The following is a 12425-nucleotide window of genomic DNA, read 5'->3' on the forward strand; positions in this document are numbered from 1 at the left end:
ACCCTCCCGGACCAAACATTATTTTAGTTCGGGCAGTAGGCTTTCCGCTATAAGAATGCGCTGCAGCGTCAAGCGGACCGCGGTAAGCCTCAGTCTCTATAATCTTGCCAATGGTTGTTCCGTTATCAGCTGCATGTACTAAATATTTTCCTAATAAATCCTTAGCCAAGGTCAGGCTATCCTGTTCATAGTACGATCGGGGTAATTTATCCAAACTAGTCACCTCAGCTAATAGCATTACCAAAAGACTAAATATATTTCACACTGGCTAACGTCCGCTGCACCCCACGGCGATAGGAAATTGCCGGATGGCCAAAAATCATGGCCAGACCTGGTTGGTTGTTAGCGGGTATTCCGTATTTTTGCTTGAGCTTATTGCTGTTTTTTATTACCGGCGCAACGCTACCAATCATACAACTTCCCAGACCTTGGGCTTCGGCGGCTAACATAGCGAAGGTTGCGGCGATATACGAATCAACCGGATCAACAAAGGCCGAAACGTGAAACATCATAACAAGCGGCGCATCATAAAATAGTAAATCTTGGCCGTTCCGCGCCCCTTCGTCGATTGCCTCAAAAAGCACAGGAACGAATGATAGGAAGACCTCGAACGAATCTTTACTCATGAGCGGACGCATCATATACACCGCCGGTTTTGAAATTTGCCACTTCATGCTGCGGATCTGAGCTACAATATCAGCAGCAAAAGCCCTAACCTTTCTCCGGCCTGAAATTACGACTACCCCTACCTCGGAAGGCGGGATACCCATAGGAGCTGTGGCCGCCGCGGCAATAATGTTATTAATAGCTTCGGAACTTACTTCTTCCTCGGTAAAATTACGAATACTGCGCCGTTGGCGCATGAGGTCAATTAATTGATTGTAGTCGGCTGGTTTGCTGGTCGGCAAAAAATCAAAAACATCGTCCGACGATAAGCAACGTCCATCAACGAAAATGCAGCCAACTGGACAAACCGCCATGCAGTGTCCGCAGCCATAGCAGCCAAAGCCTTCTGTTTGGTCAACAACCACTCGGTTATTCTCCCATTTTAACGGCGCTCCCTTACACACGCTGACACATAACCGACAGCCACTGCACCGAGTATGGTCGATAGTTACCATACCCACCCCGTTTGTCCGGCTAGATTTTATCGCCATGTTAATTAACCTCCGTATTACACTGTTTTAGTAATAAAAAACTATTATCTGATTTAATTATGCTCTATTTTCGGTTATTAAAAGGTAAATCCTGCCATGCCTCGGCTAAAGCATAGCAGGATTTTTTATAATTTGACGGCGCATTTTGCGGATATAATCTTTCTAATAATCACAGCAAGTCAAAAATTCTGTCTCCTATCCAAGCGCAACTAAGATAGCACCGGCAGCAATAAGCGCAACCCCGATCCCATTCAAGAAACTTATCTTTTCCCCCAAGAATATTACCGCCAGAACGGTGGCTAAAACGACACTCAGTTTGTCAATCGGGGCGACCTGCGCAACCTTACCAAATTTAAGCGCCAGAAAATAAAACAGCCAGGAAAGCGCCCCGGCAACGCCGCTTAAAACGATAAATCCAAAAGTGGGTCTATCAGCAACAATGAGCGGTATTTGACTAAGATTGCCTTGAAAAATTACAACACCCACTAGAAAGACTGCCATAATTATTGCCCGCACAGCCGTTGCTGTATTAGCATCGGCGGTTTGCAAGCCAATTTTACCAAAAATAGCTACCAATGATGCTGCGAGGGCCGACAGCAGCGCGAAAATCAGCCACAGGTAGTCATTCAACGTAAATTCAACCCCTTTTTATGTTCTTCGCAAGTTCATTGATAGTATATTCTCAAGGCCCTAATAGTGGTGCTATTTAATGTTATTAAATTGTGCTGTCTTTTACATCCTTACTCTGCCGCAAAGCGCCAGGTCCGTCTTGCGCCACAGCCACTTCGGCATCGCCAAAAGTTTTCATATCGTTTAAAACATGGAGAGAAGCATTGATCAACGACATGCCCAACGCTGCACCCGTTCCATCACCTGCCTCAATATCTAGGTGCAAATAGGCCTTGATTCCGAGACTGTCGAGCGCAACTCGTTGGGCCGGATCAACCGCAAAATGAGACCCCACCAGATATTCACGGACAGCGGGCGCCATATGTACCGCAACTAGAGCGGCTGCGGTTGTTGCAAGACCATCCAAAACTACGGCCGCCCCGCCGGCAGCCGCGCCGAGTATTACGCCCACTAATCCGGCAATCTCATAACTGCCGGATTGACTAAGACTATCGATATGGTCTTGAATTGCTAAATTGCCCACCGGGACCGTCTTATCAGCATACTGTTCAATGATCGCCGTACCGGCTGAAATGCTGTTGGCCCCTAATGCACCCAACCCCAACACCCGCGCGCCTTTAACTATTTCCTGGCGGGCGGCTGTTATACCGGCTTGAATCGCTTGGATAGTTTTTGCGTCATCCGACATCGCGCCGTTGACAGTGGCATATATATCGACCCTAACTACAGACGCTGATACATGGCTGGCAAAAACATCAACGGCGGAACAGCTCTTTTCGGCTTCTCCGATACTGTCCCCCATTATAATAAGGCTTTTAGGCAGAACACGCGGCCTAGGGTTGCGGGTGATACCGGCCATTTGCCGGATCAATTCTTCAAAATAGCTTAAACTTCCAAGCGGCTTAGTCAAATTGTCCAAACGCAGCTGGCACTTTTCCATGGCATCAGAATCTAACGGCTTTATAGCTGAAATTACACGATCCAACATATCATTTCCCCAACCGGCTTGTCTGCCCCATTGAGGAGCTATAGTTGTTTCATTGGCTACATAATTAAAAGCATTAATAGCTACCTTCAGCATATCTATTACTACCGAAGCTCCGATAGCCTCACCAAGCCGGACTCCCATATTTACGCAAGCTTCCAGTCCCAGAAACTTTAGTGCAATTATATGGGCAGGCTCGCCTGACAAATGCGAAGCAAATATATAACTTCGGCATTTAGGGCAGATTGCATTGGCAATCATCGCCGCAGCTGTGGTATTAAGACCATCAATTACTACGGCGCAGCGGTTAGCAGCCGCGCCAATTATTACCCCGGCGAGCGCCCCGATCTCAAAACCGCCCACTTTAGCAAGTACATCTAAACCGTCTTTGGGATTTGGCTTATTAAGGGCCAACCCTTGGCGAACAACATTAATTTTCACGTTCATCCTGCTGTCGGAAATCCCGGTACCGCGGCCAGTTATTTTCGCAGCATCAAGCCCGGTAAACGCGGCCACAACGGCTGCACTGGAGGTCGTATTGCCAATACCCATTTCCCCTAAGCTAAAACAGTTATAGCCTAGCTTTACTCTGTTGTTGACAATTTCGATACCAGTTTCGACCGCTTTGCGCGCCTGCTGCGCTGTCATAGCCGGACCTTTAGTAAAGTCTTGCGTGCCGTAGGCAATTTTTCGCTGCCAAAGCCCAGGAATATTTGATAGATCACCGGCTATTCCGATATCGGCAACAACCATGTCAGCGTTGCAAAAGTTGGCAAAAGCATTGGCGCTTGCCCCTTTCGAAACAAGATAGTTAGCCGTCATATGCAGCGTTGTTTCAACTGGATAGGCACTGATTCCCTGGCGGGCAACCCCGTGATCAGCACAGGTTATCACCATACAATTGCGGGGTGTTATCGGTACCGGTTGGCCAACGATTGCCGCATATTGCTTAACCATACTGCGCAATTTACCAAGCCCTTTTGCCGGGCGGCTGCTCAGCCTAGCCTCAACCTGTTCCATAATATCAGCATTGGGCATAGTTATTTTTCGAAGCGTTTCTTCAAGTAGACTCATATTTAACCTCCAAATACTCAGGAAATGCTAGCATAAAATTCATTAAAAATAAAAGGCTCTTTTGGCACATGTCCAAAAAAGCCTTCTTTTCCACGAAGGGTTTAACCGTTTAAGGCAGGTCTCCTGGCTCCCGTTTCATTGAATCTTACGCCTTCCCCTTGACGAGTGGCCTTGTAAGTTCTCCCCGGTACAGTGGCGGGCCCGCGCTTATGCATTAAATCATGCTCAGACTTCCCTATTCTCCGCCATGTAGAGGCGGCACCTTAACGGCAGTTATTAATTTGCTGTAATTATATCAGTAGATAGCAAAAACGTCAAAGGAGTTTTTCAGGGCATATCGAAATTAAGGCACAAATACTGAAAAAGAGGTTGCAAAATGAAACTAATCTCATGGAACGTAAACGGTCTACGCGCCTGCTTGAACAAAGGGTTTAATGATTTTTTCGCTAGTGCTGACGCCGACATTTTCTGCATCCAAGAAACCAAGATGCAGCAAGAGCAAAGCCCTGTCTGCTGGCCTGGTTATCAAGAGTATTGGAACAGCGCTATAAAAAAGGGTTACTCTGGGACAGCTGTCTTTACCAAACTTACGCCCCTAGCGGTTAGCTATGGCATGAATATTGAAGAACACGATCAGGAAGGCCGCCTCATCACACTGGAGTTTAACGACTTTTTCCTGGTAAACGTCTACACGCCAAATTCCCAGCGCGGGCTGATGCGCCTTGAATATCGGATGAAGTGGGAGGACGCCTTTAAAGCCCACCTTAAACAGCTCGATCAAACTAAGCCGGTAATTGTCTGCGGCGATATAAATGTTGCTCATCAGGAGATTGATATAAAAAATCCGAAAACCAACCGTAAAAGTGCTGGGTTCAGCGATGAAGAACGCAACAAGATGACTGAACTTCTAGCGGCCGGGTTTACTGATACCTTCCGCTATTTATATCCCGACAAAACCGACGCCTATACCTGGTGGTCCTATATGATGAATGCCCGGGCCCGCAATATCGGGTGGCGCATTGACTATTTCCTTGTTTCAGAAAGACTGAATAACCGTATCAGAGAGGCTTTGATTTACGACCAGATTATGGGCAGCGATCATTGTCCGGTCGGTTTAGAAATTGGCCCGCTCGGATAAGAACCCAGTATCTTCAGCCAACTGACCTGACCGGCTATGTTCTGCAAGGCCGCCTGGCAAGCCTCCTCCTTGGCATGACCATTAAAGTCTATATAAAAGATATATTTCCCCATTGTATGCTTTGCCGGGCGCGACTCAATCCTCGTCAGGTTAATATCGCGAGTGGCAAACGCCTTCATCACACCAAATAAACTACCGGGGCAATCATCATGGAAAGCAAAAACAATTGATGTTTTATCTTGACCGGTTGGTGCCGGCGGCGTACTGCCAATTATTAAAAACCGGGTCTGATTGTAATCATTATCCTGAACATTTTCGGCTGCAACTTTCAAACCGTAAAGCTTGGCGGCCGGCTTACCGGCAATAGCACCATAAGTGCTGCCATTTTTTTTTGCCAATTCACAAGCCTGCGACGTACTGCCGCACTGAATAAATTCAATGTGCGGATATCGGTTTAAAAAGAACTCACGGCATTGACCAAGTGCCTGCTCATGGGAAAATACATACTTAATCTCATTGTCAACGCCGTTCGCGCTTAACAGATAATGTTCAATGTTAAGCACAACTTCACCGCAGACTGTGCTGTTGTTTAAATTGACAAGACTATCCATGGCTACTGCAACAGCCCCATGCGTTGAATTTTCGATAGGGATAATGCCATTTGCAATAACGCCTCGCTCTACTCCTTCGATAATAGCGGAAAAAGTCGGTAACGCAATAAGCTGTACATCTTTTGCCACATTAGCGCTATATTGACAGGCAGCTTCATGGCTATACGAGCCGGGCGGCCCAAGGTATCCGATTTTCATTTGCTCACCTCATCTTACTATATTGCCGCATAGATTTTTTGGACTGAAGACATTAAGTGACCAAATTTTTCGGGTTTCAGGGACTGACCGCCATCACAAAGCGCCTCTTCCGGCTTGTGATGCACTTCGATAATAAGCCCGTCAGCGCCTACCGCAATAGCCGCCTTGGCTAATGGTTCAACCATTGACCATTTGCCGCAGGCATGGCTGGGGTCAACAATAATCGGCAGGTGGCTCAGCTCTTTTACCGCCGGAACCACACTAAGGTCAAGCGTATTTCTGGTATAGGTATCGAATGAGCGAATCCCCCGCTCGCATAGGATAACATTGGGATTGCCACCGGCCATAATATACTCTGCCGACATTAGAAATTCCTCAAGTGTCGCACTCAAGCCGCGTTTAAGGAGAATGGGTTTTGTGCTGCGGCCGGCTCGCTTAAGGAGGGGAAAATTCTGCATGTTGCGAGCCCCGATTTGAATGAGGTCAACACTGGCTTCGACAATGTCAAAAGTCTCGACACACATTACCTCTGTCACAATCGGCAGGCCGGTAGCCTCGCGCGCCTTAACAAGCAGGGCAAGACCTTCTTCACCCATGCCTTGGAAACTATAAGGAGATGTGCGAGGCTTATAAGCTCCGCCCCTCAGCATCTGCGCACCGTAGCTTTTGACAAGTTCAGCAGTATGAATCATTTGTTCCTGGCTCTCAATCGAGCACGGCCCCGCTATCACAGCGATATTACCGCCGCCAATCTTACACTCACCAATTTCGACAACCGTATCATCGGGATGAAAGGCCCGGCTGGCTAATTTGTACGGCTGCTGAACCCGCATGACCTTCTCCACGTAAATGTTGGACTTAATTGCACCTAGGTCAAGTTTTGTTGTATCTCCAACCAGCGCAAATACATCTTGCTGCCCTCCCTCGATTAAGGTAACCTCAACTTCAAGCTGGGCCAATATTTTATTGACTCTGGCAACTTCCTGTTTAGGCGTGCCTGTTTTCATTACTACTAGCATATTCCCTTCCTCCTTTAGAATTTAGTCAATACCGCGAACAAATAAAAGAAGAGGTTCTTTGGTAAGAACCTCTTCCTGTATTACCGTATTCTATTAATATAAAACTATATCACAAGCATTATATCATCTGGTCATTAATGAAATTCTCCCAAAGGTTCTCCTCATATTCAGTTGTGGCAACGTAAAGAAACCAACGCTAAAATAAAAGCCTTGGCTAAAAAAGCTAAACCACAAACCGCTATTGAGTTGATTAACCTTTTGAGCGTTATTCATCAATGACACCTCCCTGAGCTAAAATTGACCTCTTGTTGCTTAGATGTAGTATATTGTACACAATACTACCACTAAATGTGTAACATTGTCAAGAATTTTATTAGTTTATACCGAATTTGTGTTAACCTGATTTATCCAATCGCGGGAAAGTTAACTATAATTTAAACGCAATAACAGCCTTTTGTAGATCTTCCGCCATTTTGGCTAACGCCTGACTTGAAGCCGCAACCTCCTGCATCGAGGCAGATTGTTCTTGGGTAGCTGCAGAGACACTCTGCGATTGCCCTGCTGTGTCTTGGCAGATCCGTGCAACATCTTCTACTGTAGCTACAATCTGATGACTCCCTGCCGCCATTTCCTGGATTTCGGCCGAGATATTATTGATTTGACTTAGCATTTCCTCGACAAGCTTCCTAATATCCAGGAAGGCAGCCCCGGTAATATTTACAGCGTCCAGGCCGTTCTTAACCTCTAGAGTCCCTTGTTTCATAGCCAGAATTGCTTCATTAGTGTCATTTTGGATTTCAACAATTAAATCAGCGATTTCTTTAGCGGCAGTTTGCGATTGCTCAGCTAACTTGCGGACTTCTTCAGCCACAACTGAAAAACCCCTGCCTTGCTCACCGGCCCGCGCCGCTTCAATTGCAGCATTGAGCGCAAGCAAATTAGTCTGCCCGGCAATGTTGGATATAGTTGTTACAATTTGGCCAATTTCCTTAGACCGTTCACCTAATTTGGCAACCACTTGCGCGGAATCGAAAACTGTTTTTTCAACATTCCCCATTTGCTCAATCGTGATATTTACTGTTTTGTCCCCATTTCGTACTGCCTCGGTGGTCTTATCTACAATTTTTGCTAAACTTGCAGAATTAGCGGCAATCTGATTGATCCCCTCGGTCATATTCCCAATGACGCTATTGGATGAATTGATATCATAGAGCTGCCGCTCAGTACCTGCTGCCACTTCGGTAATTCGCTCAGCTATATGAGTTGCAGCCTCAGCTGATTGCTCCGCGCTTGCCGTTAGTTCTTCCGATGAAGCCGCAACCTGTTCAGCTGAGTTTGCAACAATCGTAATAAGATCACGTAGCTCAATAAGCATTGTATTAAAACCTTCAGCCAATTGTCCAAGCTCATCCTGCGATGAAATTTTCAAAGGTTCTACTTGCAGGTTACCGGCTGCTACCTTCTGCGTGGCCGCTAATATTGCTAGAATCGGCAGAGTGGCCCTTTTCGCTATGTAATAGGCAATGGCCACAGTCACCAAAATTATAGCGCCTAAAACAACCGCTAACTGCCGGACAAACAGTTGCTGCAGCTCATCACTGAATTTCTTGGAGGCCCCCACATAAAACATTCCGATAATATCGCCACTTTCATTTCGAATGGGTGCGTAAGCTGTCTGATAGTTTTCACCAACAACATTGGCCTCACTAAAATACATCTCGCCCTGCTTGAGCACCTTCTCAGCAACTTCGGGCGACGCCTGCGTTCCTACCATCCGCTTGCCCTCGCACTGCACATTTGTCGCAATTCTGGTATCACCTAAAAATATAGTTACAGTATCACCCGTTAAAGCACCAATGCGATCAACAAATTCAATCTGATCGTTTAGCATTATGCCGCCCTTGTATAAAACACCATCTTTAACTAACCACGCGCCGGGGTATGTCTTATCGATAAGCGCCAGTCCAGTTTGTAAATCACTTTTAGCCTTATCGGTCATGGCGCTGTTAACTCGCGATTTCATGCCCTGAATCGAAAATATTCCCACGATAAGAGATATAGCAACTCCAATAGCTATAGTATACAATGTCAGTTTTGTTCTAATACGCATATTCACAATAACAGCCCCTTTAAATTGTCATAGATTAGAAATAACCATCTATTAATAATTGTTTATAATAATTATTAATAGATGGTTATTTCTAATTGTTTGTATTCTACCAACATTTTCTATATAAGTCAACTACGAAAAAGACGGCCGGCTCCTTTACATTAGTGGAGCCTGCCGTCTAGTACAGCTTATTTATTAGATTACTCATACAAGGCTTTGCTTAGGATTCTTTTTAAACTTATTTCAAAAGCTTGGTCATTAGCTATCGTGCGCTTTTTCGGTCCTTTTGTCCGCCCGCCGCCCCGCCGCAGCTTAGCTTTAACCTCACGTTCTTCCAGCAGAAATTCAATCTTATCCGGATGGTACACTCGGCCATCCGGGCTTAAACATTTGGCCTGCTTGCCCAGCACCATAGCTGCCAATCCCCAATCCTGAGTTATTACAATGTCACCCGCCTCGGTTAAATTAATAATTCTCAAATCAGCTTCCTGTGAGGCATCGCCAACCACAATATGATTGTCCGATACAATATTGTGATTAAAGCTAGCCACTGTCCAAACCGGCACATCCTGCTCGCGGCCGATGCGCCGGCATATAGCCAAGGCAGCTTTAGGACAGGCGTCGGCGTCAACTATTAGTTTCATATTCACCTCTTGTTTTCTTCCGAAAAACTTCCTTTGTTACAGTCACTCAATTTACCACTTTTTTATTGTAATGATACAATCTCTATTAATTGAAAAGCACAAAAACCCTGCAGTTTTGTTAAAAATTCTGCAGGGTTTTCTTATGTTTAATCTACAATTAAAATTATCTTCCTCTGCCTGTTTTGCGGATCGGCATTTTGTTATTGGCAACTTTCACCTTGCCTGCTTTCTGGAAAGCTTTATTGTTTTCATTAGCTTTTTTCTTTTTCTCTTGCAATAATGCGAGTAAATCCACTTATACCGCTCCTTTGCCACCATACTTGTACGACTATTTTACAATACAGAAGTACTAAATGACAAGAGGCGTTATGTTTAGAATTAAATGCATGCTCCGCGACCCGAAGCCAGTCTTACTTATCATCGAACAATTTTAAAAACTCCCCATAGCCCTCTTTTTCCAAGTCTTCCTTGGGAATAAAGCGCAAGGCTGCTGAGTTTATACAATACCGCAGCTTCGTCGGCCCAGGTCCATCATTAAAAACATGGCCAAGGTGTGAATCTGATGACGTACTCCGCACCTCGGTACGGATCATAAAATGGCTTGTATCATTTTTCTCTTTTACTTTGTCGGTAGAAATCGGTTTTGTGAAACTTGGCCAGCCGCATCCTGAATCAAACTTGTCGAGTGATGTAAACAACGGTTCCCCTGACACAATATCAACATAGATGCCTTCGCGCTTGTTATCCCAGTATTCATTGCGGAAAGGCGGCTCAGTGCCATTTTCTTGAGTAACGGTATATTGCATAGTACTGAGAGTTTTCTTAAGCTGCTGCTTATCAAATTTCCCACTGATTTTTTCGGTCAATCCACTCACCACAATTCCTTAAGTAATGCTCGGCTAGCTGAGAATAGTTTTTCACCGCCAAGTACTAATTATCTATTTTTATATAGGTTATTAATATGATAATATTATGCAAAGACTATTATCATTTGCTGATCTAAAACATTACAGGAGATTGTGCCATGAACAAGAAAGCTATCGAATGGCTGTATCAAGAGCTGCCTGAGCTTGTCGCAAAAGGCGTACTTTCCACAGATACAGCAAAAAAACTACATGAACATTACGGCCCTCTTGAACAATCATCAGGGAAAAGAACCTTTTTAATGGTCTTTGGCATTATCGGCGTCCTGTTGGTAGGGCTTGGTATTATTCTGCTTATCGCCCATAACTGGTCCCAGTTGACGCGCCCTAGCCGACTCGCTATATCGATCGGCCTGCTTTTGGCAGCCCAACTGCTTGCCGGCGCTGTGCTTCACTTTAAACGGGACAGCGCTATTTGGCGGGAATCGTCAGCTGTTCTCCATGTGCTGATGATTGGCGCAGCTATGGCCTTAGTCGGGCAAACCTATCATTTAACAGAGGACACTGATGCGTTTTTGCTAATCTGGACGCTGCTATCACTGCCGCTAATTTATTTAATGAAGTCTACCGGCGCGGCGATTTTATATCTTGCCGGCATTACCTTATGGTCGGGGCACGGCTATGGTTATCCTGAAAAGCAATTTATCTGGGTTATGTTTTTTCTAGTTATGCCCTATTGGTGGGGACTTATAAAGTCAAATCGCTATGCTAATGAGGCTGTAATTTTGTCTTGGGTTGTCAACCTTTGCTTCTATTTCTGCTTTGCAGCTGCCGCCGCCAATCATCTGGACAGATTCGGTTGGCTTATTTACAGCGCTTTATTTTCCGTCAATTATCTTAGCGGTTTATTGTGGTTTAACAGCGGCCGGAAAACTTGGCAGATGCCCTTCAAATTTATCGGTCTAACTGGCAGTCTTGGTCTTGTCTTTATCATGACCTTCCACAACATTTGGAGCAATTTACAGCTTAATACTTACGCCGTCAATGCCGTTGAAAGTATGTTAACTGTTGTCCTGCTGCTAATATTTATCATTGGAAATGGTCTGACAGCAAAGCGCTTGGGCTGCAAAAATGTCATATTTTCGCTTGCGCCGTTAATTGTGGGCGCCGCCTATCTAATAAATCATTTTGATACTAGCGGCGTCGGAGCAACAATCATTATGAATATTTATATGTTATTGCTGAGCATCAGCATCATCAGCGCCGGCAGTCATAAAAACAGTCTCGGGGTCGTAAATGCCGGAATGCTAATGATGGCTGTACTCATTATAGCCCGTTTTCTTGATATGAATTTCAGTTTTGTTATCCGCGGTGTGGTATTTGTCCTGCTGGGTATAGGTTTCTTGATAACTAACTGGCTGATGGTGCGCCGGAAAGCAGGAGAACACAATGAAAAATAATAAGCTAATCTTACTATTGTTTGCTATCGTTGCTCTGATTCAGCTCGCCACGCCCCTGCATATGGCTTGGCGCTGGGAGAATATTCTCCTGACCGGGCAGCAGTTTTACTGGCAAACTGCACCTGTTGACCCTTATGACGCCTTTAAGGGCCGCTACATCGATCTAAGATTTAAAGAAACGACCGGCCCACTAGCTGACAACTCAAACTTAGTTTACGGACAGACAGCTTATGCCGCTATTGCTGAAACCGCGCAGGGAAATGCCTATATTAGCGGCGTTAGTACTATTAAGCCCGTCCATGGCCCCTATCTTAAAGTAAAGGTTCAATATGTCGAAGGAAATACCGTTCATATTGAGCTACCTTTTAAACGCTACTACTTGCCTGAAGGTATGGCAACTGCCGCCGAGGCCGCCTACCGGGAAAAAGCCGACCAGACTGGTATGGCCGCCGTCCGTATAAAAGACGGGTATGCCGTCATTGAACAGCTGTATATCGACGGTCAAACGCTCGTTGAGTTCTTGCAGGACAATTAAA

General features: G+C 45.4%; 12 protein-coding genes and 1 riboswitch. Of the genes, 3 read left to right on the top strand and 9 right to left on the bottom strand.

All coding sequences use genetic code 11. The annotated features are described in order from the left end of the window. From GX348_05085 to cobT, 4 genes are all read right to left on the bottom strand, one after another. Positions 1 to 238 (bottom strand): DNA-3-methyladenine glycosylase (locus GX348_05085; protein ID NLP41563.1); only part of this gene is annotated, 238 nt, incomplete at its 3' end. Between the two features lie 10 nt (positions 239 to 248). After that, a complete protein-coding gene (locus tag GX348_05090; protein ID NLP41564.1) occupies positions 249 to 1157 on the bottom strand; it encodes a nitroreductase in 909 nt (302 codons plus the stop codon). Positions 1158 to 1352: 195 nt separating this feature from the next. Then, positions 1353 to 1787: an EamA family transporter gene (locus GX348_05095; GenBank protein NLP41565.1), complete on the bottom strand. Its 435-nt coding sequence runs from the start codon at positions 1785 to 1787 to the stop codon at positions 1353 to 1355. Between the two features lie 85 nt (positions 1788 to 1872). Then, positions 1873 to 3846 (bottom strand): nicotinate-nucleotide--dimethylbenzimidazole phosphoribosyltransferase, encoded by a 1974-nt coding sequence (gene cobT / locus GX348_05100; GenBank protein ID NLP41566.1) that lies wholly within the window; start codon positions 3844 to 3846, stop codon positions 1873 to 1875. A gap of 95 nt (positions 3847 to 3941) precedes the next feature. After that, positions 3942 to 4127: riboswitch (cobalamin riboswitch) on the bottom strand. Positions 4128 to 4222: 95 nt separating this feature from the next. On the opposite strand from cobT, the gene xth reads away from it, so the two are divergent. Then, a complete protein-coding gene (xth, locus tag GX348_05105; protein NLP41567.1) occupies positions 4223 to 4984 on the top strand; it encodes an exodeoxyribonuclease III in 762 nt (253 codons plus the stop codon). On the opposite strand, the gene pheA is transcribed toward xth, so the two are convergent. From pheA to msrB, 5 genes are all read right to left on the bottom strand, one after another. Continuing rightward, positions 4945 to 5793 (bottom strand): prephenate dehydratase, encoded by an 849-nt coding sequence (gene pheA, locus GX348_05110; protein NLP41568.1) that lies wholly within the window; start codon positions 5791 to 5793, stop codon positions 4945 to 4947. The genes xth and pheA overlap by 40 nt on opposite strands. 17 nt (positions 5794 to 5810) lie before the next feature. Beyond that, complete coding sequence (gene aroF / locus GX348_05115; protein NLP41569.1) at positions 5811 to 6812, bottom strand: 3-deoxy-7-phosphoheptulonate synthase; 1002 nt, start codon at positions 6810 to 6812, stop codon at positions 5811 to 5813. Between the two features lie 427 nt (positions 6813 to 7239). Further along, complete coding sequence (locus GX348_05120; GenBank protein ID NLP41570.1) at positions 7240 to 8928, bottom strand: HAMP domain-containing protein; 1689 nt, start codon at positions 8926 to 8928, stop codon at positions 7240 to 7242. A 194-nt stretch (positions 8929 to 9122) separates the two neighbouring features. Further along, positions 9123 to 9566, bottom strand: coding sequence for a DUF188 domain-containing protein (locus GX348_05125; GenBank protein NLP41571.1), 444 nt, complete (start codon positions 9564 to 9566; stop codon positions 9123 to 9125). Positions 9567 to 9976: 410 nt separating this feature from the next. Then, a complete protein-coding gene (gene msrB, locus GX348_05130) occupies positions 9977 to 10372 on the bottom strand; it encodes a peptide-methionine (R)-S-oxide reductase MsrB (protein ID NLP41572.1) in 396 nt (131 codons plus the stop codon). A gap of 218 nt (positions 10373 to 10590) precedes the next feature. Here msrB and GX348_05135 point away from each other — a divergent pair, with 218 nt between their 5' ends. Beyond that, positions 10591 to 11889, top strand: coding sequence for a DUF2157 domain-containing protein (locus tag GX348_05135; protein ID NLP41573.1), 1299 nt, complete (start codon positions 10591 to 10593; stop codon positions 11887 to 11889). Continuing rightward, a complete protein-coding gene (locus GX348_05140) occupies positions 11879 to 12424 on the top strand; it encodes a GDYXXLXY domain-containing protein (GenBank protein ID NLP41574.1) in 546 nt (181 codons plus the stop codon). Before GX348_05135 ends, GX348_05140 begins: the two co-directional genes overlap by 11 nt. Position 12425 lies beyond the last annotated feature (1 nt).

It is taken from the genome of Veillonellaceae bacterium, assembly GCA_012523975.1.
Lineage (GTDB): Bacteria > Bacillota > Negativicutes > JAAYSF01 > JAAYSF01 > JAAYSF01.